This is a genomic window from Spiractinospora alimapuensis (assembly GCF_018437505.1).
GTDB lineage: Bacteria > Actinomycetota > Actinomycetes > Streptosporangiales > Streptosporangiaceae > Spiractinospora > Spiractinospora alimapuensis.
Genome location: NZ_CP072467.1, coordinates 2,635,195 through 2,659,943, shown reverse-complemented (window position 1 = coordinate 2,659,943; position 24,749 = coordinate 2,635,195). Strand labels below are relative to the sequence as shown.

The 24,749-nt window shown below is 69.0% G+C and carries 20 protein-coding genes; 12 read left to right on the top strand and 8 right to left on the bottom strand.

All coding sequences use genetic code 11. The features are described from left to right. Positions 1 to 172: 172 nt before the first annotated feature. Positions 173 to 1,099 carry a hypothetical protein gene (locus tag J4H86_RS12135; RefSeq protein ID WP_236543605.1) on the bottom strand — a complete coding sequence of 309 codons (927 nt, stop codon included), beginning with the start codon at positions 1,097 to 1,099 and terminating at the stop codon, positions 173 to 175. 198 nt (positions 1,100 to 1,297) lie between these two features. Here J4H86_RS12135 and J4H86_RS12130 point away from each other — a divergent pair, with 198 nt between their 5' ends. Together J4H86_RS12130 and J4H86_RS12125 are read left to right on the top strand one after the other, a co-directional pair. Further along, positions 1,298 to 1,978, top strand: coding sequence for an HAD family hydrolase (locus J4H86_RS12130; RefSeq protein WP_236543604.1), 681 nt, complete (start codon positions 1,298 to 1,300; stop codon positions 1,976 to 1,978). Between the two features lie 71 nt (positions 1,979 to 2,049). Further along, positions 2,050 to 2,514: a DUF6912 family protein gene (locus J4H86_RS12125; protein ID WP_236543603.1), complete on the top strand. Its 465-nt coding sequence runs from the start codon at positions 2,050 to 2,052 to the stop codon at positions 2,512 to 2,514. Between the two features lie 105 nt (positions 2,515 to 2,619). Here the strand turns inward: J4H86_RS12125 and J4H86_RS12120 are convergent, their stop codons facing one another. The 3 genes from J4H86_RS12120 to J4H86_RS12110 all read right to left on the bottom strand — a co-directional run bounded on the left by J4H86_RS12120 (position 2,620) and on the right by J4H86_RS12110 (position 5,701). Beyond that, the gene (locus tag J4H86_RS12120) at positions 2,620 to 3,417 is read right to left on the bottom strand and encodes a carbohydrate ABC transporter permease (protein ID WP_236544003.1); all 798 of its coding nucleotides are present in this window, start codon (positions 3,415 to 3,417) and stop codon (positions 2,620 to 2,622) included. Positions 3,418 to 3,458: 41 nt separating this feature from the next. Beyond that, positions 3,459 to 4,310 carry a carbohydrate ABC transporter permease gene (locus tag J4H86_RS12115; protein ID WP_236543602.1) on the bottom strand — a complete coding sequence of 284 codons (852 nt, stop codon included), beginning with the start codon at positions 4,308 to 4,310 and terminating at the stop codon, positions 3,459 to 3,461. An 83-nt stretch (positions 4,311 to 4,393) separates the two neighbouring features. Beyond that, positions 4,394 to 5,701, bottom strand: a complete 1,308-nt coding sequence (locus J4H86_RS12110) for an ABC transporter substrate-binding protein (RefSeq protein WP_236543601.1) — start codon at positions 5,699 to 5,701, stop codon at positions 4,394 to 4,396. Between the two features lie 254 nt (positions 5,702 to 5,955). On the opposite strand from J4H86_RS12110, the gene J4H86_RS12105 reads away from it, so the two are divergent. After that, positions 5,956 to 8,367: a beta-xylosidase/alpha-l-arabinosidase gene (locus J4H86_RS12105; RefSeq protein ID WP_236543600.1), complete on the top strand. Its 2,412-nt coding sequence runs from the start codon at positions 5,956 to 5,958 to the stop codon at positions 8,365 to 8,367. 64 nt (positions 8,368 to 8,431) lie between these two features. Here J4H86_RS12105 and J4H86_RS12100 read toward each other — a convergent pair whose 3' ends face one another. The 4 genes from J4H86_RS12100 to J4H86_RS12085 all read right to left on the bottom strand — a co-directional run bounded on the left by J4H86_RS12100 (position 8,432) and on the right by J4H86_RS12085 (position 11,480). Beyond that, on the bottom strand, positions 8,432 to 9,025 hold the full coding sequence (locus J4H86_RS12100) for a LacI family DNA-binding transcriptional regulator (RefSeq protein ID WP_269134562.1): 594 nt from the start codon (positions 9,023 to 9,025) through the stop codon (positions 8,432 to 8,434). Further along, the gene (locus J4H86_RS12095) at positions 8,961 to 9,323 is read right to left on the bottom strand and encodes a type 1 periplasmic-binding domain-containing protein (protein ID WP_236543598.1); all 363 of its coding nucleotides are present in this window, start codon (positions 9,321 to 9,323) and stop codon (positions 8,961 to 8,963) included. The genes J4H86_RS12100 and J4H86_RS12095 overlap by 65 nt, the downstream gene beginning before the upstream one ends. 222 nt (positions 9,324 to 9,545) lie before the next feature. Beyond that, positions 9,546 to 10,793 (bottom strand): serine--tRNA ligase, encoded by a 1,248-nt coding sequence (serS, locus tag J4H86_RS12090; RefSeq protein ID WP_236543597.1) that lies wholly within the window; start codon positions 10,791 to 10,793, stop codon positions 9,546 to 9,548. Between the two features lie 75 nt (positions 10,794 to 10,868). Next, a complete protein-coding gene (locus J4H86_RS12085) occupies positions 10,869 to 11,480 on the bottom strand; it encodes a class I SAM-dependent DNA methyltransferase (RefSeq protein WP_236543596.1) in 612 nt (203 codons plus the stop codon). A gap of 368 nt (positions 11,481 to 11,848) precedes the next feature. Between J4H86_RS12085 and pruA the strand changes: the two genes are divergently transcribed. From pruA to smpB, 9 genes are all read left to right on the top strand, one after another. After that, entirely contained in the window at positions 11,849 to 13,477 is a 1,629-nt protein-coding gene (gene pruA / locus J4H86_RS12080) for an L-glutamate gamma-semialdehyde dehydrogenase (protein ID WP_236543595.1), read from the top strand. 166 nt (positions 13,478 to 13,643) lie between these two features. After that, a complete protein-coding gene (locus J4H86_RS12075) occupies positions 13,644 to 14,333 on the top strand; it encodes an HAD family hydrolase (RefSeq protein ID WP_236543594.1) in 690 nt (229 codons plus the stop codon). Positions 14,334 to 14,564: 231 nt separating this feature from the next. Next, the gene (locus J4H86_RS12070; protein WP_236543593.1) at positions 14,565 to 15,440 is read left to right on the top strand and encodes an AMP-binding protein; all 876 of its coding nucleotides are present in this window, start codon (positions 14,565 to 14,567) and stop codon (positions 15,438 to 15,440) included. Next, the gene (locus tag J4H86_RS12065) at positions 15,385 to 16,089 is read left to right on the top strand and encodes an acyl-CoA synthetase family protein (protein WP_236543592.1); all 705 of its coding nucleotides are present in this window, start codon (positions 15,385 to 15,387) and stop codon (positions 16,087 to 16,089) included. The genes J4H86_RS12070 and J4H86_RS12065 overlap by 56 nt, the downstream gene beginning before the upstream one ends. 196 nt (positions 16,090 to 16,285) lie before the next feature. Beyond that, positions 16,286 to 21,157: an NAD-glutamate dehydrogenase gene (locus J4H86_RS12060; protein WP_236543591.1), complete on the top strand. Its 4,872-nt coding sequence runs from the start codon at positions 16,286 to 16,288 to the stop codon at positions 21,155 to 21,157. A gap of 155 nt (positions 21,158 to 21,312) precedes the next feature. Continuing rightward, the gene (prfB, locus tag J4H86_RS12055) at positions 21,313 to 22,392 is read left to right on the top strand and encodes a peptide chain release factor 2 (protein ID WP_394356510.1); all 1,080 of its coding nucleotides are present in this window, start codon (positions 21,313 to 21,315) and stop codon (positions 22,390 to 22,392) included. Positions 22,393 to 22,600: 208 nt separating this feature from the next. Continuing rightward, positions 22,601 to 23,290, top strand: coding sequence for a cell division ATP-binding protein FtsE (ftsE, locus tag J4H86_RS12050; protein WP_236543589.1), 690 nt, complete (start codon positions 22,601 to 22,603; stop codon positions 23,288 to 23,290). Between the two features lie 46 nt (positions 23,291 to 23,336). Then, a complete protein-coding gene (gene ftsX, locus J4H86_RS12045) occupies positions 23,337 to 24,245 on the top strand; it encodes a permease-like cell division protein FtsX (RefSeq protein WP_236543588.1) in 909 nt (302 codons plus the stop codon). 24 nt (positions 24,246 to 24,269) lie between these two features. Next, a complete protein-coding gene (gene smpB / locus J4H86_RS12040) occupies positions 24,270 to 24,734 on the top strand; it encodes an SsrA-binding protein SmpB (RefSeq protein ID WP_236543587.1) in 465 nt (154 codons plus the stop codon). The last annotated feature ends 15 nt before the right edge of the window (positions 24,735 to 24,749 follow it).

The following is a 24,749-nucleotide window of genomic DNA, read 5'->3' as shown; positions in this document are numbered from 1 at the left end:
AATGATCGTTCTCGATTGTACGGTCGTTGATTGAGAACATGTGTTCTCGAGCCTTGGCTGGGATGGGCGGTCATCTGAACTGGCGGAGGGACGCTACGCGCGGGCCCTTCGGGACGGCCAGGACGGGACGGCCGCCCCCCGGTCTTGACCGGCTGAGCCCCCCAGCGGTTAGTCAGTGGTCGTGCTCCTCATCGTCATGCTCGTGGTCGTGGTCGTCGTGCTCCTCGTCGTGGTGCTCGTGGGCCAGTGGTTCCATTCCGACGGCGAGCAGGTCGGAGGGGGCGAAGTCGAGTACACGAACCCGGTCCGTCTCCAGACCGTCCCGACTGACATCCACCTCCACGATCGTCCGGGTGGCCGCGTCACTGACGTAGACGTGGTTCTCCGCGGCGGCGATCGTGGCGCCTCCCTCCTCGCCGTCGACGGCGCCCGTGACCCGCTCTGACCCGGAGATCTCGCCCGATTCGGGGTCGATCGTGTGCAGCGTTCCGTCCACGGTCAGCGCGAGCGCCTGTTCCCAGTACGGATCCCATGTCGCCGCGGCGACCTCGTCCGGGAGTTCGACCGACAGCTCAGTCCCCTCCGGTGGGTGCACCGTGACCGTGGGGCCGTCGACGGACTCGATGGCGGTGGCGTCGAAGGGGTCGTCCTCGGACGTCTCCCGTGCCTCCGTCACCTCGTCCTCGTCGGCGACGAGCGCGGGGTCGCCGTTGTCGGGGTCGAGGTGGCCGCCGTGTGGCTCCCACCGGATTCCCGTGTCCAGTACGGTGTCGTCGCCCACCAGCACCTGGGACCCGTCGGCGTCGACCGAGGTGAGGTCGAGTGGCCCGGTCACGTCGAAGCTGTCAAGCGGCTCACCGGTGGACACGGCGATCACGTGCACCTGTCCGCCCGCCTCGTCGGCGACGACGAGGCGCGGCTCCGCGGACCCGTGGGCGTCGGACTCCCGCGGTTCCCAGGTGTCCTCGACCTCCGTGGATTCCTGCTCCTCGACATCCGTGGTCTCGGCTGGGGCGTCCTCGTCCGGGCTGGTGGTGGAGCAGGAGGCGACCAGCGCGAGTGCTGGTGCCAGGGGCGCGAGCCGTGCGCTGCGACGCATGGGACTCCAATCTGAAATGAAAACCATAATCATTGATAGCAGATCGATGATATGCGCGAAACGGGGAGATCCGTACGGAATCTCCCGTTGGTGCCGCTCGTTGGCCGGAGGGCAGCCGTACGCGATACCCCAGGAACCCCGAGGTTGGACAGCGGGGGAACCGGGAAAACTTCGGTACCCCGAGACAGAGGGAGGACCATGACCGCGACCTACCGTGGGATCATTACCGACTGGGGCGGGGTGCTCACCCCGCCGCTCCGCGAGGGCATCGGCCAGTGGCTGGAGCGCGAACGGATCGACGTCGACCATTACCTCGGCGTCGTCAGGGAGTGGGTGGAGACCGCCTACGGCGACGTCCAGAACCGCCCCAGCAACCCCGTCCACCTCCTTGAGCGCGGCGAGATCGACCCCCGGGAATTCGAACGCCTGCTCGCCGCCGAGCTCCGCCTCGTCGACGGCGGCGTGGTTCCGGCCGAGGGCATGCTCGACCGGATGTTCCACGGCTTCCATCCCGTGACCGAGATGTACGACACCCTCCGCGCCGCCCGCGCGAGCGGACTGCGGACCTGTCTGCTGTCCAACTCCTGGGGCAACTCCTACCCCCGTGACCTGTTCGACGCGACGTTCGACGCCGTGGTCATCTCCGGCGAGGTCCGGATGCGCAAGCCCGAGCCGGAGATCTTCTCCCACGCTCTGGAGGCGGTTGGGCTCCCGGCGGAGGAATGCGTGTTCATCGACGACGTCGAACACAACATCGTGGCCGCGGAGGCCCTGGGCATGGTCGGTGTCCTGCACCGCACGCCCGCCGAGACCCGGGAACGCGTCGCGGAACTGTGCGGCATGCCGGTCCCGAGCAGCGGCTCGGCTTTGACAGACTAGGCCTGAACCCGAGGCCCACACCGGCTGCCCCGGAACCACCCAGGCCCCACGGATCGGAGACTGACGGCGCCATGCGCGTGTATCTGCCCAGTACGCTGCCGCGGATTCGCGAGCTCGTCGCCTCCGGAACCGTCGCCCCCGCGCCTCTGAAGGGGTTCGCCGTCACCGACGCCCTGCGGTCCGCGGTCGAGGGCGACGAGGAGGAGCTGGAGTACGAGGCGTTCACCGCCGCGGCGAACGCCTCGTTGGAACTGTTGGCCGAGGACCCCGACGCCCCCCGCCGCCGCGTCGTGCTCGCCGTGGAGATCACCGACACCGTGGTGGACACCGACCCGGCCGGGGCGCCCGGCGCCAGCCCGGCCGGTGTGACGGTCGAGGCGCAGATCCCCCGGAAACGGGTCGCCGCCGCCCACGTGGACGACCCGGCCGCGGAGGAGGCGGTCGCCGCCGCGCTGGGCCCCGGCGACGCGGCCGGGTTGGAGGACCACGACCTGCTCTGGTTCGCGACCCAGGAACTGCGCTACATCGAGGAGTAGCTGACCATCCGCGCTCGCGTCGCGCTGACGTGAGCGCGGGGTGGGGCGCCCGGACCGGAGGGGGAGGGGCCCGGTCCGGACGCCCAGGGGAGAGGGTGCGGGTGCTCACTTGCCGAGAGCGCCCGCGGCGAGGCCGCTGAGGAGCTGGCGTCGACCGAACAGATACAGCGCGAAGATCGGCACCAGCGAGACCACCACAGCGGCCATGAGGCCCGGTACGTCAGTGGTGTACTGGCCCTGGAACTGCCACAGCCCCATCGGGAGCACGCGCACCTCCGGGCTCTGTGTCAGCACCAGTGGGAATATGAAGTTGTTCCAGGCCTGCAGCCCGACATAGATCGACACTGTCACGATGCCAGGACGCGCCACCGGAAGTACCAGGTTCACGAACATTTGCCGGGTGCGGGCGCCGTCGATCGCCATCGCCTCATAGAGGTCGTGCGGAATATCGCGCAAGGAACTGGTCAGAATCAGGATCGAGATGGGCAGCGAGAACGCCGCCGTGGGCAGGATGATCCCGGCGAGGGAGTCGTACAGACCGATCCTCGAGATGATCAGGTAGATCGGGATGATGACGGCCTGGGCGGGGATCGCGAGCCCGAGGAGGAACATCCCGAAGCCGACCCGGACGACGCGACTGCGGCTGCGCACGATGGCGAAGGCCGCCGGCAGCGCCACCGCGACCACGATGACGATGGAGCAGACGGCGACCGCCACACTGTTGAACAGGTAGCGGTGGAACCCCATCTCGAAGACGGTGCGGTAGTTCTCCAGGGTGAGGGCGTCGGGGATCGACAGTGGCCCGTCGACGATGTAGTTGCCCGCGCCGCGCAGACTCGTCGCCAGGAGCAGGTAGAGCGGTATCGACACCAGCGCCAGCCAGACGAGGGCCGCGCCGCCCATCAGCCAGTTGGGTCTGCGCCACGTGCGAAGCCGGACGCCGGTCACGACGCACCCTCCCGTTGACTGGTCATGCGTGAGTATCCGGACACCCAGATGGTGACGAGGGCGAGTCCGAAGCCGAGCACCACGAGGACGACCGCGATCGCGCTGGCGTAGCCCATCTCGAAGGCACGGAACGCCTGGATGTACATGTGCAGGGGAAGGATGCGGGTCGCCGTTCCCGGTCCGCCACCAGTGATCAGGAACACCGTCTCGAAGAACGTCATCGCGCCCACGACGATCAACACGGAGGAGGCGACGATGGTGTGCTTGAGCTGGGGGACCGTGATGCGGAAGAACATCTGGGCTCGCCCCGCGCCGTCGATCATCGCCGCCTCGTACAGCGAACGCGGGATCTGCCGCGCGGCGGCCTGGTACAGCAGCATGTGGAACGGCATCCACTGCCACAGGATGACCGCCACGATCACGTACAACGCCAGGTTCCGGTCGCCGAGGAAGTTGCCGTCGGGAACCCCCACGAAGGGTCCGATGTCGGCGGCGAGGCCGAAGTTCGGGTCCAGCAGCGCGCCCCACAGCAGGGCGATCGCCGCGCCGGACAGCAGCAGCGGCATGAAGTAGACGGCGCCCACCACGGCTCGGAAGCGTTGCCGGCCCGCCGCCCAGACCCCGAAGATCAGCGCCATCGGGGTCTGGGTCGCCCAGCAGAGCGCCGTGAGGATGAGCGAGAGCCGGAGCCCTCCCGTGACCGCCTGGTCCTGCGGGAGGGCGCGCCAGTTGTCCAGACCCGTCCAGACCGGGTCGCCGAGCCCCCGCCAGTCCGTGAAGCTCAGTCCGAAGACCCCCAGCACCGGGCCGATGCCGAAGATCCCGAAGAAGAGCAGCGCCGGCGCCACCCAGAGGACCCCGGGGCGCTCCTCCCGGACTCGGCGCCGCGTTCGCGCGTGACTGCCGGGACTCTCTACTACGGTCCCGGACACTAGGACGTGGCTTCCATCGACTCGGCGAACTCCTCCGGGGACATCTCCTGCTCGAACACCAGGGAGAAGTTCGTCAGCATGCTCTCGGCCACGCCGGGGTCGAGGTCCTGGTCCCAGGCGGGGGTGAACGTGGGGGCCTCCATGGTGCGCTCGTACAGCCAGGTCGGGAACTCGCCGTCGTCGGTCTCCGCCAGCTTGTCGTCGATCCCGGTGACGGTGGGCACCGCGCCGCTGCCGATGAGGCCGTCGACGTAGCTGTCGGACGCCATGTACTCGGTCAACCACTCCAGCGCGGCATCCGGGTCGGAGGCCTCGGCGTGGATGGAGAAGTAGTTCGAGGGGGGACCGACCACGTTGGCGGGATCCCCGGCTCCGTCTTCCAGTTCGGGGAAGGGGAACCAGCCGAGGTCGCCCGACTCGAAGAACTCGGGGGCGTTGGCCTCCGCGTCCTGGGTGAACCACGGCCCCATGAGGATCATCGCGGCCTGACCCTCCGCGACGAGTGTGGTGGCCTGGCCGCCGTCCCAGTCGACGGCGGTGTAGTTGGTGCCGAACATGCCGACGTCGACCAGCTCCTGGACGGTCTCCATGGTCTCGACCACGGCCGGGTCCTCCCAGGCGCCGTCCTCGCCGTCGGAGATCGCCTGGTAGACCTCCGGGCCACCGATTCGGTCGACCAGGTAGGACACCCACATGAGCAGGGTCCAGGGGGCCGCGCCGGGGAGTGCCACCGGAGTCACGTCCTCGGCCTCGAACACCTCCACCAGGTCCAGGAGCTCGTCGAACGTCTCGGGCGGCTCCGCGCCGGCGGCGTCGAAGACCGCGGCGTTGTAGAAGAACGACACCGGTTGGGTGCCGAGCATCGGCACACCGTAGGTGGCGTCGTCGATCACCACGACGTCCATGACCGACGGGATGAACGCGTCCCGGAACTCGGGGTTGGCGTCCATGTGGTCGCTCATGTCGTAGACCTGTCCGGCCTCCACGTACTGCGCGAGGTTGCCCCCGCCCCAGTTGAAGAAGACGTCCGGATGCTCCGGCGACCCCATCGCCACCTGGAGGCGTTCCTTGTAGGGGTCGTTCTGGAAGGTCACCAACTCCAACTGGACGTCGTCATCCCCGGAGTTCTCCTCGTTGTAGGCGTCGATGGTTTCCTGCAGCAGGGGGTTGAGGACCTCGTCTTCGAGACTCCAAATCTCCAGGGTGCCGTCGTCGCTGGCTCCGGACCCACCACAGGCCGTGACGGCCGTGAGTCCGAGGGCCATCGCCGCGGCGAGTGTGGCGTGACGGGGGGAAAGGGGTCGCATGTGGACACCGCCTCGGAACAACTCGTTTCGAAAAGTTTCCGATAGTTTGTGGCTGAGAACGTAGGACCGATCGGGACATCCGGTCAATAAGTCTCGAGGTATCGTTCGGGTTACGGTTCGTTTCCCCGGGTGACATGTCCATCGCACCGAACTTGACGCGCGTCCCGTCATCGACATACTTTCCGGAAAGTGTCGAAAAGTATGACCGCAGTTATCGACGCCCGCAGTCTTCGCGACCAGGTAAGGACTGATCTTTGACTGTCGAGCCCGGAAACGACTCCCACCGCGCGACGGCGACCCCCAACGACCCCACCCCGCCGGCCTGGCGCGATGTCACCGCCTCACCCGGTGCGCGGGCACGGGCCCTGCTGGCGGAGATGACGCTGGAGGAGAAGGTTGGTCAACTGGTCGGGGTCTGGTTGGACACCGGATCGTCCGCCGGCGACGTCGCGCCCATGCAACAGGAGATGTCGGACGAGGAGTTCGACTGGGACGCCACGACGCGCCGCGGCCTCGGACATCTCACCCGACCGTTCGGGACGGCACCGGTCGCCCCGCGGGACGGCGCGCGTCACCTCGCCGCCCTCCAGGAGCACGTCACGGCCGCGAACAGGTTCGGCCTCCCCGCGCTGGCACACGAGGAGTGCCTCACCGGGTGGACCACCTGGCGCGCGACCATCTACCCCACCCCGCTCGCCTGGGGAGCGACCTTCGACGCGTCCCTGGTCGAACGGATGGCGTCCCGCATCGGGGCGGACATGCGGTCCCTGGGCGTGCACCAGGGTCTCGCACCGGTGTTGGACGTGACCCGCGATCCTCGGTGGGGCCGCACCGAGGAGACCATCGGCGAGGACCCCTACCTGGTCGGCCTACTGGCCACCGCCTACGTCCGAGGTCTGCAGTCGGAAGGCGTCCACGCCACCCTCAAGCATTTCGTCGGCTACTCCGCCTCCCGTGCCGGCCGTAACCACGCTCCGGTCTCCATGGGCTCGCGGGAACGGGCCGAGCTGTTACTCCCGTTCGAGATGGCGGTCCGTGACGGCGGGGCCCGGTCCGTCATGGCGACCTACGTCGCCGTCGACGGAGTGCCCGCCCACGCCGACACGGCACTGCTCACCGGGGTGCTGCGGGAGCAGTGGGGATTCGACGGCGTGGTGGTCGCCGACTACTTCGGCGTGAAGTTCCTGGAGACGTTCCACGGTGTCGCCGCGGATGAGGGGGAGGCCGCCAAGGCCGCCCTGGAGGCGGGACTGGACGTCGAACTCCCGATGGTGCACTGCTTCGGCGCGCCCCTCGTCGCCGCCGTCCGCGCCGGACGCGCGTCGGAGGACTTCGTCGACCGCGCCGCGCTGCGCGTCCTGGAACAGAAGGCCGGCCTGGGCCTGCTGGACCCGGACTGGAGCGCGACCCCCGCCCGCCTGGCGTCGGCGGACGCCGAGACCGCCCCCATCGACCTGGACCCGCCCGCGTCCCGGGAGCTGGCCCGCGAGATCGCGGAGAGCTCCGTGGTGTTGCTGAGCAACACGGGCACCCTCCCCATCCCCGACGGCGTCCGGATCAGCCTGGTGGGGCCGCTCGCCGACGCCGCCGAGGCGATGCTCGGCTGCTACTCCTTCCCCCGGCACGTCGGCCGCCGACACCCGGAGGTCGGCCTGGGGGTGGAGGTTCCCACCGTCCTCGCTTCGTTGCGTCGCGAGCTGCCGGACGCCGACATCCGCACCGTCCCCGGATGTACGGTGCGGGACACCGACACCAGCGGGATCGCCGAGGCGGTCGAGGCCGCCGCCGACACCGACGTCTGTGTCGCGGTCGTCGGCGACCACGCGGGAGTGTTCACCCACGCCACCTCCGGGGAGGGCTGCGACGCCGCCGACCTCACCCTGCCGGGCGCCCAGGACGCGCTCCTGACGGCGCTCCGTCAGCGGCTGGACGGCACCGGGACCGCCCTGGTCGTCGTCGTGATGTCCGGCCGGCCCTACGCCCTCGGCGCCCACGTCGAGGGCACCACGGCGGCGATCCAGGCCTTCTTCCCGGGTGAGGAGGGCGGCCCGGCCGTGGCCGGGGTGCTGTCGGGGCGGGTCAACCCGTCGGGACGGCTCCCCGTCAGCGTGCCCCGCATCCCCGGCGGACAGCCCAGCACCTACCTCTCCCCACGCCTGGGACGCGAGACCCCGGTCAGCACCCTCGACCCCACCCCACTCTTCCCGTTCGGGCACGGGATGTCCTACACCCGCTTCGACTGGGACGACGTACGGGTGGACGACCGTCCTTTGGGGGAGGACGAAACCGTCGAGTTCGCGGCCGAGTCACCGGTCCGGCTTTCGGTCCGCGTCCGCAACACGGGGCCCCGCGCCGGCAGCGAGATCGTCCAGCTCTATCTCCGCGACCCGGTCGCCGAGGTGACGCCGTCCGTCACCCGCCTGATGGCCTTCCACCGGGTCGCCCTGGAGGCGGGTGAGGCCCGCCGGGTGGAGTTCGACATCGACGCCCGCCGGTTCGCCTTCGTCGGCCGCGCCGGCGAGTGGGTCCTGGAACCCGGCGCCGTGGACCTCCTCTTCGCCTCCTCCAGCGAACACACCCACCACCACGTCAGAGGCCGAGTCTCCACCCCCCACCAGCTCCTCGGCCACGACCGCCCGCTGCACACCCCGTCTCGGGTCCGGTAGCCCCCGCGACTCTGGGGATGGCTCGGGGCGCCACGCCTGTGACCGGCGTCCCGAGCCCTTCACGTCAGTCCGCGGTGGAGGGGATTGGGCCGTGCGCGGTCTCCCGCAGTACGAACTCCGTGGGGAACTCCACGCGCTCAGCCGGCAGCGGTGTGCCAGGAACGTGGTTGAGGACCATGCGTGTCGCGTACATCGCCATCTCCCGCACTGGCTGCCCGATCGTGGTCAGCAGGGGCAGGTTGAACATGGTGTAGGGCAAATCGTCGAATCCCACAACGCTGACGGCCCGGGGGCTCGAGTAGTCGGTTGGGACGGCTTCCAAAGCCCCGAGCGCCAGGTGGTCGTCGCAGGCGAAGATCGCGGTCGGCGGATCCTCGCGATCGAGCAACGCGCGGGCAGCCCTCCCCCCACACACCTGCCCGAGATCGCCCTCGACCAGTAGTCGATCGACCTCGATGATCAGCGACTCGTCCACCTCGGTCCTGCCGGCTTCCAGCGCCGCGCGGTACCCCTCGACCCGGTCACTGCTGTGCCGCATAGACAACGGCCCCGTGATACACCAATGCGGCGGTGCCCGATATCCACCAGGTGCCCTACAGCGGCCACCGCCCCCAGCCAATTGGTGGGACCCACCATCGCGACATCGCCGCGGTTCCACCCGAGGGGTCTACGACGACGAGGGGCACGTCGAGTCCGCCGTCGCGCGTGACGCCGTCCTGGATCGTGTGGGCTGAGGCGGAGTTGACGAGGATCACGCCACGTGTCCCTCGCGCGCGCATGGACCTCGTCCACCGGTCCACATCCTCGATCGCACCGGACGCGGTGGAGACGCCGACCTCGACACCCGCGCGCCGCGCGACCTCCGCGACGGCCCGCACGATCTCCTCGGTCCAGGGGTCATTGCCCGGGGCGAGAACCAGATCGAGGAGCGCTCCCGGCTCCGCCTCGGCGGTCACCGCCCCTGGCCGACACTCGAGACCGACAGCTCATCCCCGTGGTGGATCCTCACCTGTACCTCCCAAACGACAAGGGAAGCGCTTCCTCACGACCGTGTCGCGTCGGATCCGCCCCCCGGACGTGATCACTCGGGCGGCTGGCACCGTGCCGGTGATTCGGGCAGGCGTGATCCTAGGCGTCCCCACGGACATCGACCGCGCGGACACCGAATCGCTCAGTCGTTACTCGGCGCGGCCGATCGTCTTGGGGGCTCCGTAGGCCCACAGGACCTCGGGGACGGCGACGACGCCGCCCTCGTCCTGGAAGTTCTCCATCAACGACAGCAGGGTTCGCGCGGTGGTGCCGGTGCCGTTCAGGGTGTGGAGGAACTCCGTCGGTCCGTCCTCGTCCCGCTTGAACCGGGTGTTGAGCCGGCGAGCCTGGTAGTCGGTGGTGTTGGAACAGGAGGTGATCTCCCGGTAGCGCCGCTGCGTCGGGAACCACGCCTCGATGTCGTACTTCTTGGCGGCGGGCGCGCCGAGGTCGCCGACGGCGATGTTCATGACCCGGTAGGGGACACCGATCGCCTGGGCGATCTCCTCCTCGTTCGCCAGCAGCTCCTCGTGGATGTCCTTGGAGTGCTCCGGCAGGCAGTACACGTACATCTCGACCTTGTCGAACTGGTGCACGCGGAACATGCCCCGAGTGTCCTTGCCCGCGGCGCCCGCCTCCCGCCGGAAGTTGGTCGAGTAGGCGACGTAGCGCAATGGGAGCTCGTCCCCCGAGAGCCGCTCGTCCATGTGGATACCGGCGAGGGCCACCTCGGAGGTCCCGGTGAGATAGAGGTCGTCCCGCTCCACCTGGTAGAGGTTGGACTCCTCCGTCGGCAGGAAACCGGTGGAGTACATGGCCCGCTCGTTCACCAGGACCGGGGCGAGCACCGGCATGAAGCCCTTGGCCGCGACGTGGTCCAGCACGAAGCGGTACAGCGCCATCTCCGTCTGGGCGACGTCGCCGAAGCGGTAGGCGAAGCGTGAGCCGGAGAGCCGGGCGCCGCGCTGCATGTCGACCCAGCCGGCGGAGGACCCCAGTTGCAGGTGGTCCCGCGGCTCGAAGGCGAACGACGGCGGCTCACCCCACGTGCGCAGAATCTCGGCGTCCTCCTCCAACGACCCCTCCGCCGCGGTGGGGTCGGGGAGGTTGGGGATCCGTCCGAGCAGTTCCTGGCGCCGTTCGTCGGCCTGGGCCAGGGACTGCTCGGACTCGGCGATCTCCGCCTTCAGCGTGCGCAGCCGGGCGATCGTCTCCTCGTCGGGGGCGCCCTTGGACGATCGCTTCTGCTCGGCGCGCAGACCCTCCGTGCGTTCGGTCGCCTCGCGCCAGACGCGGTCGGCGGCCAGGAGCTCGTCGAAGTCGGTGGCGGCGCCGCGGCGCGCCAGCGCCGCGCGGAAGCGTTCAGGGTCCTGTCGGGCTGCCTTGAGGTCGATCACGCCGGCCAGCTTAGACCACGGCGCCCCCAGGGCGCTCAGGCTCCGCTCCGCTCGCCGCCCGACGAAGGGGCCCGGTCAGGGGACGTCGAGCACACAGAGGCGGCAGGTGATCTCGTGGTAGGGGCGTTCGTTGGCCTCCCGCAGGGTGGCGGTACCGGCGCGCGTCATCTCCTCCAGGTGGTGGCGGAAGCCCTCCGCCTCCCACACCTGGCTCTGCACCGTGGCCACGATGATGCCGCCCGGGCGCACCACACGCACCAGGTCGTCGAACCCGGCCGGGCCGAGGTGCCCGTCGGTGAACGTTCCGACGCAGATGGCCGCGTCGTAGCTGTTGTCGGGGACCTGAAGCGGCTGGGTCAGGTCCGCCGCGACCAGGTTCCGGTAGGCGCCCGTGCCGCGCGCCTCCTCCAGCATCCCGGGGGAGATGTCCACCCCGTCCAGGATCAGGTCCGCCTTGAGCTCCAGCAGCGCGGCGCCCACGAGCCCCGTCCCGCATCCGGTGTCGACCACGGTCGAACCCGGTGTGGCGAGTTCGGCCAGCCGCTGGGCGGCCACGCGCGGACCCACGTAGCCCATGTCCCGCAGGTCCTCGTTGTAGGACGCCGCCCACTCGTCATAGATGTCCCGGGCCTCGTCCGGCCCACTGAGTTTGTAGACCCGTCGTAACTGCTCGTTGTTGACGTCCACGGTGTGTGGTCCTCCCACAGGTCTGGTCCCTACCAGGGAAAACACCCCCGGCTGGGAAGTTTGTCCGAATTTGCATCGTAACGCGCGCCACTCCGTCGCCATGGGTGGAGCTCGCGCGGTAGCGCGGGTGACGCCGTGGGTAGGGCTACCAGTGGCCGCCCAGCCGGCATCGACCCGCCCGTGGCCGCCGAGGTCAGGCGAACGCGACACCGGCGGTCCGTCCGGGGATCGGCCGCGCCGTCGACCCAGCGGCCCGCGGAGGACCACCGAGCGACCGCCGCTCCCGCCGTACCGCGGAGTCGGTCACCGGACGGGCCCGCCGTCCTGCGGCGGTGATTCAGCCGTGATTCAGACAGAGGAGGGCCACGATGGACGCCGAGACGACCGTGCCCGTTCCCGTCAACGAACCGAACCTCACCTACGCGCCGGGCAGCGCGGAACGGGCCGAGGTCGAGGCGGAGATCAAACGGCTCACCGCCCACCAGCTCGACCTCACCCACACCATCGGCGGCGTGCAACAGGCGGGCACGGGACAGCCCATCGCCGCGGTCCAGCCCCACAAGCACCGCCACGTGCTCGGCTACATGGGCAACGCCACCAGGGCCGAGGCGGCCGAGGCCGTCGACGCCGCGCGTCACGCCGCTCCCGCCTGGCGCGCGATGTCCGTCGACGACCGCGCCGCCATCTTCCTCCGAGCCGCCGACCTGCTCGCGGGGCCGTGGCGGGCCACGATCAACGGCGCCACCGTGCTCGGTCAGAGCAAGTCGATCTGGCAGGCCGAGATCGACGCCGCCTGCGAACTGATCGACTTCCTGCGGTTCAACGTCGCCTACGCCCGACGCGTCTACGCCGAGCAGCCGTTGAGCACGCGCGGGGTGTGGAACCGTCAGGAGTACCGACCGCTCGAGGGCTTCGTGCTGGCGGTCACCCCGTTCAACTTCACCGCGATCGCCGGCAACCTGCCCACGGCGCCCGCGCTGATGGGCAACGTCGTGGTGTGGAAGCCCGCCCCCACCCAGACCTTCTCCGCGTACTTCATCATGCGGGTGCTGGAGGAGGCCGGCCTTCCCCCCGGCGTGATCAACCTGGTGACCGGCGACGGCACCGCGGTCTCCGAGGTCGCGCTCGCCCAACCCGACTTCGCCGGCCTGCACTTCACCGGCTCCACCCGGACGTTCCAACACCTATGGCGAACCGCCGGCGAGAACATCGCCAACTACCGCTCCTATCCCCGCATCGTGGGGGAGACGGGTGGCAAGGACTTCGTGATCGCCCACTCCTCGGCCGACGTCGACGTGGTGCGCACCGCGCTCGTGCGCGGCGCCTTCGAGTACCAGGGGCAGAAGTGCTCGGCGGCGTCCCGCGCCTACCTGCCCCGCAGCCTGTGGAACCACATGCGTGACGGGTTCCTGTCCGAGGTGGAGTCACTGAGCATGGGTGACGTCGCGGCGGACCTGTCGACGTTCATGGGCGCCGTCATCGACGACCGGGCCTTCGCCAAGCACACCGCAGCCCTGGAGCGCGCCCGCCAAACGGACACGATCGACGTCCTCACCGGGGGACACACCGACGACTCCGAGGGCTACTTCGTGCGGCCCACGGTGATGACGTGCACCGACCCGGAGGACGAGGTCTTCACCACCGAGTACTTCGGCCCGATCCTGTCCGTGCACGTCTACGACGACACCGACTTCGACGCGGTCGTGGACCAGGCGGCCGACGTCGCGCCCTACGCCCTGACCGGTGCCGTGCTGGCCCGGGACCGCGCCGCCATCGGGCGCGCGAGCGAACGGCTCCGGTTCAGCGCCGGCAACTTCTACGTCAACGACAAGCCCACCGGGTCCATCGTCGGCCAGCAGCCCTTCGGCGGGGCGCGGGCCAGCGGGACCAACGACAAGGCGGGGTCGCTGTTCAACCTGATCCGCTGGGCCAGCCCCCGGGCGATCAAGGAGACCTTCGTGCCCCCGACGGACTACCGTTACCCGCACATGGGCTGATCCGGCGTCGACGCCCGCGCGTGCGCGCCCGCCGCACCGGGACAGCGGTTCGCGCGGTCCGGCGCCTTCGCACGTCAGTCCCCTGCGGGATCCCGGCGTAGTAGGGCAATATAGGGGCAAAGCGCTGTCCCCCCTGTGACTCAAGGAGCCAATCATTAGCCGGCTGGTGCTCTGGAACATCGACCGAACCCTGGTCGACGTCGAGCGGGTGGCTCGTGCCGCGTACGCGGAGGCCTTCGAGAAGGTCACGGGACACCCGCTGGTCTACCTCGCTCCCACCGCGGGGGCCACCGACTCGGAGTTGTTCTTCGCGTTCCTCGCCCGCAACAACGTCCCCTCCGACGACGAGACGCTGCTGCCGCTGTACCTCGACGCGCTGGAGCAGGCCTTCGCGGCGCGGCGCCGCGAGGTCGGCACCAAGGGTCGTCTGCTGCCGGGGGCGACCGACGCGCTGCGCGCCGTCGCCGCGCTGCCGGACACGGTGCAGACGGTCGTGACCGGGGGCATCAAGCCCAACGCGGTCGCCAAGCTGGCCGCCTTCGGCTTGGACAGTCTGCTCAACCTCGAGGTCGGCGGGTTCGGCTCGCAGAACTACCTCAAGGCGAGTCTGATCCAGTTCACCCGGATGCGGGCGGAGCAGAGCCGCGGCACGAGCTTCCCCGACGCCTCGACGGTCTACGTCAGTCACTCCGTCCGCGACGTCGAGGCCGCGCTGATCGGTCGGGTCACCCCCATCGGCGTGGTCTCCGGCCTGGACACCGCGGCCCAGCTTCGCAAGGCCGGTGCCGAGATCGTGCTGGACGACCTGGAGGACACCGTGGCCGTCGTCACCGCGATCCAGCGAGCCACCGAGTGATCCAGCTCACCGAATGGTGACAGGAAAACCCCCTTCGGGTGATACGACAACCACGTAGGGTCCCTTCCGAAAGCGGGCATGCCCAGGAGGGGTGCTCCACGCGCGGTCGCCGGCCACCCTTGGGAGGTCGCATTCAGCATGTCCAGCCTGTCGTCGTTGACTCAAGTCCGTCCAGGTGTCCACACCAGTGGACCGTCCGTCGTCGATTCGTCCCTCCTGTGGGAACCGAGTGTGGTCATCCGGGAGCGGGCCCGGGCCACCGCCTACATGGACTGGCTCGCCCGTGACCGTGGTCAGCACCTCACCTCCTACGGCGAGCTGTGGCGATGGTCGGTCACCGAGCCGGAGAACTTCTGGGACTCCCTCTGGCCCTACTTCGACGTGGCCGGGGAACGGGGGTGGGGCCCCGTCAGCACCGGTGACGACGTCGCCTCCGTCCAGTGGTTCCCCGAGTCCCGAGTGAACTACGTACGCCAGGTCTTCCGGCACGCCCGGGAACGGCCCGACCAGGTCGCGGTGATCGCCCGTTCGGAGGCGGGGGGAGAGACGCGACTCACCTACGCCGAGCTCGCCACGGCCACCGCACACGTCACCCACGCCCTGCGGGAGCTCGGGGTCGGCTCCGGGGACCGGGTGGCGTGCCTCCTGCCCGCCACCGCCGAGGCCGTGGTCTCGATGCTCGCCACGGCCAGCCTCGGCGCCGTGTGGACGGCCGCCGCCCCCGACACCGACCCACGCGAGGCCGTTCGGCGGTTCGCCTGGGTGACACCGAAGGTCCTGGTCGCCACCGACTCCGACCGGGTCGAGGGCGTGTCCCCGGGACCTCCGGGAGTCCGTCGGCGCCGTCCGTTCGGCGCTGACCAGTCTCACCGCCACAATCCAGGTCCCCTCCGCCGAGGGCCGGGAACTCCCGGGTGCCGTCCCCTGGCAGAGCCTCACCGGCGGGGAGGGCGAGGACCCCACACGCGCGGCATTCGTCCCCTTCGACCACCCCCTGTGGCTGCGCCAGGTCCCTGGTCGGGAACGCCCAGTGGTGCAGGGGCACGGCGGTGTGGTCCTGGAGCACCTCAAGGCCCTGAGCTTCCACCACGATCTCGGTCCCGGTGACGTCCTCGGCTGGCACGCCAACCCCGCCCAGACGTCCTGGCACTACCTGGTCGGCGCGCTGCTCACCGGGGCCACGGCCCTGGTGTACGCGGGCAGCCCCACCTACCCCCGGACCGACACCCTGTGGTCGGTCGCCGCCGACAGTGGCGTCACGTGCCTCGGCATGCCGTCGGGCTACCTCGCGGATAGTCAACGGGCCGGGGCCCGACCGGGAGAACGCTTCGACCTGGGCGCGCTGCGCGGCGTCGTCACCACCGGGCCCACACCACCACCCGCCGCCACGGAGTGGGCGGTGGCGAACATGGGGCCGGACGTGCAGTTGGGCGCGCTCCTGGAGTCCGCGGAGGCGTGCACCATGCTCGCCGGCCCGGTTCCCCTGCTTCCGGTTCGCTCCGGCGTGCCGACGGCGCGGTTCCTGGGCGCGCGGGTGGAGGCACTGGACGCGCGGGACCCGGCGGACGGCGCGCCCGGCACTGTGGGGGAACTCACTCTCACGCGCGCGATGCCGTCCCTGCCACTGGGATTCTGGGAGGATCCCGGGTCCGTGCACTACCACCACGCGTATTTCGGCACGTCAAAGCGAGAGTGGCGTTCTGGGGGATCTGTGCGGATTCTCCCTGATGGCGGCTGTGTCGCGGTCGATGAGTAACTGGGCGGTAAGTCCTCCCTGTCCCCACTGGTCAGTCTTTGCTGTGTGGTGTCGGTAGCGAGGTGGACGAGGCCCGCGAAGTAGCCTGGTCTGGAATGCGGCGAAAGGGACAACGGCGTCCCCCGCGAAGGATGTGTCGGTGCGTGCCGACGGGGTGGCGCGCACCACTTTTAACCACTCACAAGGAAGTGAGCCGATGTCTGAGCTTCCCGCACGCGCGAAGTACGAGATCTTGCGCGAGGCCCTGGGGACCTGGCGTGACGCCCATCCCGACACCGATCTCGCCGAACGGTACCTCCAGCTTTACTACCGGCATGTCTCCTCCGAGGAGCTGGCGGAGCTCTCCGCCGCCCAGATCTGCGGGCCGGCGGACACGCACCTGGAGCTCGGCAAGGACCGTGTCCCGGGGCGGCCGAAGATCCGGGTCTTCAGTCCCAGCTCGGGGGAGTGGGGGGCCGAGGACACGGTCGTGGAGATCGTCACCGACGACGCGCCGTTCCTCGTCAACTCGGTGACCAGCGAGCTGACCAGGTTCGGGCTGGCGGTGCGCCGCGTGCTGCACCCACAGCTGGAGGTCGACCGGGAACTGACTGGCGAGCTGCGCAGCGTCGAGCCACGGGACCCGGACCTCAAGCCCATCCCCGAGTCGTGGATGCACATCACGGTGGACCGCCAGAGCGATCCAGCGGGCAACGACGCGCTGCTCGCGGGCCTGGAGCGTGTCCTGGGCGACGTCCGCAACGTCGACGAGGACGCCGACAAGCTCCGTCGTCGCGCCGCGACGCTCGCCGACGAGCTGTCCGCCGACCTCGGCCCGATGCTGTCCGCGGGAATCAAGGAGCAGGAGGTGCGCGAGGCGGCGGAGTTCCTGCGTTGGCTCGGCGAACGCAACTTCAACTTCATGGGCTACCGCGAGTACGACCTCGTCACCACCGAGGGGGAGGCCCCGGAGGACGTCGACCACAGCGCGCTCGCGCTCAGCGCCGTCCCCGGCTCCGGTCTGGGCCTGCTACGCCAGGACGCCCCGCGCTCGGAGAGCTTCGCGGCGCTCCCGGCCGAGGCCCAGGAACGTGCCCGTGACCCCAAGGTGCTGGTCCTCACCAAGGCGAACTCCCGCTCGACCGTGAACCAGCCGAAGTACCTCGACTACATCGGTGTGAAGAAGTTCGACGAGGCCGGACGGGTCGTCGGGGAGCGCCGCTTCCTCGGCCTGTACACGCACGAGGCCGAGGCCACCAGCGTGTCCACGATCCCGATCCTGAGCCGCAAGCTCGCCGAGGTCCTGAACATCTCCGGGCTGTCCTCCGACAGCTACGACGGGCGAGACGTGATCGAGGTCGTCGACCTCTTCCCCCGCGAGGAGCTCTTCCAGATCAGCGTGCAGGACCTGCACGACGCCGTGAACGGCGTGCTGCGCCTGCGGGGGCAACGGGGCACCCGCCTGTTCATGCGGCGCGACGACTACGGGCGCTACGTCACCTGCCTCGTCTACATGCCGCGGGACCGCTACACCACCCGTGTGCGGATGGACATCCAGGACGTCCTCCTCGACACCTTCGAGGGCGCCACCATCGACCACTCGGTCATGGTCACCTCGGCCCCCCTCGCCATGCTCTACCTGGTCGTGCGGGCCAACCGGGACCAGGGCCACTCCCTGGCCGAGGTCGACCAGGCCGATCTCCAGCGCCAGGTCGCCGCGGCGTCGCGTTCCTGGGACGACGACCTGTTCGAGAAGCTGGGCGAGGAGTTCGGCCCGGACCGGGCCGGCGCGCTCGCCCGACGTTTCACCGCGGCGCTCCCCGAGAGCTACAAGATCGACGTCAGCCCGGACGTCGCCGTCGACGACGTCGCGCGCCTGGACACCCTCGACCCCGACACCCTCCAGGTGAAGCTGTACGAGTCCGGCGACAGTTGGCGGCTGAAGGTGTACCGCGCCGGTGCGCACCTGTCGCTGTCGCGGCTGCTCCCCCTGCTGGAGCACATGGGCGCCGAGATCGTCGAGGAGCTTCCCTACGAGGTGGCCTCCCCGGACAACCCGAGTGACCGGTTCTGGATCTACGACTTCGGGCTCGGCGACCTTCCGGGCGCCGACGTGTCGCGTTCCACGCTGCGTTCGTTGTTCGAGGACGCCTTCGTGGCGCTGTGGGGCGGCGACACCGAGTCCGACCTGTTCAACACCCTGGTGGTGCGGGCCGGGCTCACCTGGCGTCAGGTCGGGATCCTGCGCGCCTACGCCCGCTTCCTGCGTCAGGCGGGGACGACGTTCAGCCAGGACTACATCGCGGGGGTTCTGGCGGCGAACCGGCACCTCGCGGCGGTGCTGGTGCGGCTGTTCGAGTCCCGGTTCACCCCCGGTGACCTGCCGGCCGAGGAGCGCGCGGAGCGCACCGACGCCATCGCCGAGGAGGCGTACGGGGTGCTGGACCAGGTGGAGAGCCTGGACCACGACCGCATCCTGCGGGCCCTGCTCGAGACGATCCAGGCCACGCTGCGCACCAACTACTTCCAGCCTGACGACGCCGGCCAGCCCAAGCCCTACGTGGTGTTGAAGCTGGACCCGCAGCGCATCCCGGACCTGCCCGCGCCCCGGCCACGGTTCGAGATGTACGTGTACTCCCCGCGGTTCGAGGGTGTGCACCTGCGGTTCGGTTCGGTGGCGCGCGGTGGGCTGCGTTGGTCGGACCGGCAGGAGGACTTCCGCACCGAGATCCTCGGGCTCGTCAAGGCGCAGATGGTGAAGAACGCCGTCATCGTGCCCAGCGGCGCCAAGGGCGGCTTCGTGTGCAAGCGGCTGCCGGTGGGCGGCGATCGTGACGCCGTCCAGGCCGAGGTGGTCACCTGCTACACCCAGTTCATCAGCGGCCTGCTGGACGTCACCGACAACCGGGTGGACGGCGGGATCGTGCACCCCGAGGACGTGGTGCGCTACGACGAGGAGGACTCCTACCTCGTGGTCGCGGCCGACAAGGGGACGGCGACGTTCTCCGACATCGCCAACGGTGTCGCGGCGGAGCGGGACTTCTGGCTGGGCGACGCCTTCGCCTCGGGCGGGTCGGTCGGCTACGACCACAAGGGCATGGGGATCACGGCCCGCGGCGCGTGGGAGTCGGTCAAGTACCACGGGCTGGAGATGGGCGTCGACGTCCAGCGTCAGGACTTCACCGCTGTCGGCGTCGGCGATATGTCGGGTGACGTCTTCGGCAACGGGATGCTGCTGTCCCGCCACATCCGCCTGGTCGCGGCGTTCGACCACCGGCACGTCTTCCTCGACCCCGACCCGGACGCGGCCTCCAGCTACGTCGAGCGGGAACGCCTGTTCCGGCTTCCCCGCAGCTCGTGGGCGGACTACGACCAGTCCCTCATCTCGGCCGGCGGCGGTGTGCACCCGCGCACGGCCAAGTCCATCCCGATCACCCCGCAGGTGCGGGAGGCCCTCGACATCCCGGACGTCGACGGCGCCCCGGTGACGGCGTTGACACCGCAGGAGCTGATCAAGGCGGTGTTGCGCGCTCCAGTCGACCTGCTCTGGAACGGGGGGATCGGCACCTACGTCAAGGCGACCGCCGAGTCCCACGCCTCGGTGGGGGACAAGAGCACCGACTCGGTGCGCGTCGACGCCGCCGAGCTGCGCTGCCGCATCGTCGGAGAGGGCGGGAACCTCGGACTCACCCAGTTGGGCCGGATCGAGTTCGCGCTCGGTGGTGGCCGGGTGAACACCGACTTCATCGACAACTCCGCCGGGGTGAACACCTCCGACCACGAGGTCAACATCAAGATCATGCTGGACCGGGAGGTACGGGCCGGCCGGCTGTCCAAGGAGGAACGCGACCAGCTCTTCAAGGACCAGACCGAGACCGTCGCGCAGCTCGTGCTCGCCGACAACGACCAGCAGAACGTCGCACTGGCGGCGTCCCGTCAGCAGGCGTCCAGCATGCTGCACGTGCACGCTCGCTACATCCGGGACCTGGAGCGGTCCGGCCAGGTCAAGCGGAGGCTGGAGTTCCTGCCCGACGACCGCGCGATCGCCGAGCGGCGGTCGATGGGGACCGGCCTGACCAGCCCGGAGTTCGCGGTGCTGATCGCGCACACCAAGATCCAGTTGGAGGAGGAGATCCTCGCCTCCGACCTGCCGGCCGACCCCTACCTGCGGCGGACTCTGCGCGACTACTTCCCGGAGGCGCTGCGCGAACGCTACGCCGAGGCGATGGAGACCCACCCGCTGGAGCGCGAGATCATCACGACGAGCGTCGTGAACGACCTCGTGAACCGGATGGGCTCCACCCTGGCGTTCCGCGTGAACGAGGAGACGGGGGTGCGCAAGGCCGACATCGCCCGCGCCTACCTCGTGGTGCGGGAGGTGTTCGACCTGCCCCAGTTCTGGAACGACGTCGAGGAGCTGCGGGGCCGGGTGGGGATCGACACCCAGCTCACCATGATGCTGGAGGCCCGCAAGCTCGCCGAGCGGGCCAGTCGCTGGCTGCTCAGCAACCGGACGGCGCCCTTCGCGCTGACCGAGGAGATCGAGTCCTTCCGGTCCGCCGCGCAGGCCATCGTGCCGCAGCTTCCCGACCTGCTCCAGGGACGCGACCTGGCCGCGTTCGAGGAACGGCGGAGCAGCCTGGAGAGCCGGGGCGTGCCCCACGAGCTCGCCGAACGGGTCGCGGGTCTGGTCCCCGCCTACTCGACTCTGAGCCTCGTGACGGTCGCGGGCGACACGAACCGGCCGCTGCGGTCGGTGGCGCGGGTCTACTTCTACCTGGCCGACCAGCTACAGCTCAGCCGACTGCGGGAACGCATCATCGGCCTGCCGCGGGACGACCGGTGGAACACGATGGCGCGGACCTCGGTCCGTGACGACCTCTACGCCGCCCACGCGGACCTGACCGAGTCGGTGTTGGTCTCGGGCGCCGCGGACGCCGAGCCCGAGGAGCTGTTGGCCAACTGGAGCGCGCAGAACGCCCACCGGCTGGCCCAGGCGAGCGCGGTGCTCTCCGACATCTGGGAGACCGAACGTTTCGACCTGGCGACACTCTCGGTCGCGGTGCGCTCGGTGCGGGAACTCGTCTAGACCGGCCCCGAACCTTGTGGATGTGCGGGCCCCTCGTCCTGGTGGACGGGGGGCCCGTTCGTGCGCCGCCGCGCCCCCGGGGACCGCCGCGGGGGAGTCGCCACCCCAAACGACCTAGAATTGGGCACGTGGCAGACATCGACGCGACACAGCAGATGAGGGATCTCACGTCGACCTTGGCGAGCGTGGAGGCCGTCATGGATCTCGACGCCAAGCACACCGAGATCGACCAGCTCCGCGAGCAGTCCAGCGATCCCGAGCTGTGGAACGACCAGGCCACCGCGCAGGTGGTGACACGCCGGCTGTCCGCCTTGGAGTCCGAGGTGAACAAGGTGGAGTCGGTGCGCCAGCGCGTCGAGGACCTGGGCGTCCTGTTCGAGCTCGCCGAGGCGGAGGACGACCCCGACACGCGGGTCGAGGCCGAGCAGGAGCTCGCCTCCCTGCGCAAGGACATGGCCGACCTGGAGGTGCGGACCCTCCTCGCCGGGCCCTACGACGAGCGCGGGGCCCTGATCACCATCAACTCCCAGGCGGGCGGTGTCGACGCCGCCGACTGGGCCCAGATGCTGCAGCGCATGTACCTGCGGTGGGCGGAACGACACGGCTACCCGACCAAGGTGTACGAGACGTCCTACGCGGAGGAGGCGGGGATCAAGTCCACCACCTTCGAGGTGGACGCGCCCTACGGCTACGGCACCCTGCGGGGCGAGCACGGCACCCACCGACTGGTGCGAATCTCACCCTTCGACAACCAGAACCGGCGCCAGACCTCCTTCGCCGGGGTCGACGTCGTACCGGTCGTGGAGACCAGCGACCACGTCGAGATCGACGAGAACGAGCTGCGTATCGACGTCTATCGGTCCTCGGGCCCGGGCGGGCAGAGCGTGAACACCACCGACTCCGCGGTGCGCATCACCCACGTCCCCACCGGGATCGTCGTCTCGTGCCAGAACGAGAAGAGTCAGCTCCAGAACAAGGCGACCGCGATGACGGTGCTCCAGGCCCGGCTGCTGGAGCGCAAGCGCAAAGAGGAGCAGGCCGAACTCGACGAGCTGCGGGGGGACAGCGGCACCAGTTGGGGCACGCAGATCCGCAACTACGTGCTGCACCCGTACCAGACCGTCAAGGACCTCCGTACCGGCGAGGAGTCGGGCAACCCGACCGGGGTTCTCGATGGTGATCTAGATCCTTTCATCGACTCGGAAATCCGCTGGTTGCGGAGTCACGAACAGTAAAATCATCGCGTCGGGGTTGCTAACGATCTGAATACGGATATCGTGGCCGTCAGCAGTTGACACGCTCCCGACGGGACGGTCGCGCTTCTGGCCATGGCACTTCGCTGCCGCCTCTACACTGTCGGTTGGCCCAGAGGTCGTCATGCCAAGTACGGCTTAGGACTACCCGTTAGGGCACACCTGACTCCGGGAACCTTGTGATTCGCCTGTGATCCACTTCGAGAACGTCACCAAGGTCTATACGACCCAAAAGCGACCCGCTCTTGAATCGGTGTCCATCCACGTCGACAAGAGCGAGTTCGTCTTCCTCGTTGGGCCTTCGGGCTCGGGGAAATCCACCTTCCTGCGGCTCGTGCTACGCGAGGAAAGGCCGTCCCGTGGGCAGGTTCACGTGGCGGGCAAGGACCTCGCCCGCCTGTCCAACTGGAAGGTGCCGCATCTGCGGCGCCGCATCGGATGCGTGTTCCAGGACTTCCGGCTGCTGCCGAACAAGAACGTCTTCGAGAACGTCGCCTTCGCGCTGGAGGTCATCGGCAAGCCCCGACGGTTCATCAAGAAGGTCGTCCCCGAGGTGGTCGACCTGGTCGGCCTCGAGGGGAAGGCCAACCGAATGCCGGACGAACTGTCCGGTGGTGAACAACAGCGCGTCGCCATCGCGCGGGCGTTCGTGAATCGCCCACAGATCCTGTTGGCCGACGAGCCGACCGGAAACATCGACCCCGCCACGTCCATCGGCATCATGAAGGTGCTGGACCGGATCAACCGGACCGGGACGACGGTCCTCATGGCGACCCACGACGCGGCGATCGTCGACTCGATGCGTAAGCGCGTCATCGAACTTGAGGACGGCGTCGTCGTCCGCGACCAGTCACGCGGCGTCTACGGCCAGGCGTATTAGGCCGCCCCGCGGGCGTTGCCACTGAAGGACGGACCCTTTACACATCATGCGAGCACAGTTCGTACTCTCCGAGATCTGGATCGGCCTGCGCCGAAACCTGACGATGACGATCGCCGTCATCATCACCGTCGCCATCTCACTGTCGCTGTTCGGCACAGGTCTGCTGATCAACCAGCAGGTCAACGAGATGCGCCGCTTCTGGGACGAGCGGATCCAGATGACGGTCTTCCTCTGCACCGAGAGCTCGACCACGAGCGTCTGCCAGGAGGAAGGTGCGGCGACCGACGAGGACCGTCAGGCCATCGAGGACGAACTTCGGTCCATGCCGGAGGTCACCGACGTCCGCTACGTGCCGTTGGACGAGGCCTACGCGGACTTCGAGGAGCGCTTCGCCGGTGACGAGGCGCTGGTCGAAGCGACCGAGGAAGGCGACATCCCGGACAACTTCCGGGTGTCGGTGCGGGACTCCGGCGAGGTTGACGGTGTCTCGGACCGCATCGCCTCGATGGACGGCATCGACTCGATCTCCGACGACCAGGCCGTGCTCGATCAGTTCTTCGAACTGCTCGACGGGCTGAAGTGGGGAGCCCTGACCGTCGCCTTCGTCCAGTTGGCCGCCGCCGCGCTGCTGATCGGCAACACCATCCGCCTCTCGGCGTACAGCAGACGGCGGGAGACGGGCATCATGCGGCTCGTCGGCGCCTCCAACTTCTACATCCAGCTACCGTTCCTGCTGGAAGGCGTGGTCGCCGGGCTCCTCGGTGGCTTCATCGCCTCGGCGTTCATCGTCGGCGCGAAGTTCACCCTGCTGGACCGGGTCCAGAGCTGGTTCCAGTTCGACATCACGCTCGGCCTGGGCTCGGTGTTCTACGTGATCGGCGTGACGATAATCCTGGGCGTTTTGATCTGTCTTGTGGCATCCTTCATCACCCTGCGGCGATATCTGAAGGTCTAGATGGTCTAGAGAGGCCGGACAAGGGTGGCAAAAGAGCAAGGGCGGAAGTTGATCGCGCAGAACAAGCGCGCGCGGCACGACTACGCCATCGTGGATACGTTCGAGGCGGGGCTGGTACTCACCGGCACCGAGGTGAAGGCGTTGCGCGCGGGGCGCGCATCGCTCACCGACGGGTTCGCCTCCATACGGGACGGGGAGGTGTGGCTGCACAACGTGCACATCCCCGAGTACGTCATGGGGACGTGGACCAACCACACGCCACGCCGCACCCGGAAGCTGCTGCTGCACCGTCAGGAGATCGGCCGGCTCGAGGCGAAGACCAAGGAGGCGGGACTCACTATCGTGCCCCTGTCCCTCTACTTCTCCGACGGCAAGGCTAAAGTCGAGATCGCCTTGGCACGCGGTAAACGCGAATACGATAAGCGCCAGGACATCGCGGCCCGCGACGCGCAACGCGACATCGAACGCGCGATGCGTCGCCGCCGCTAGTCGAAAGGAACCAGG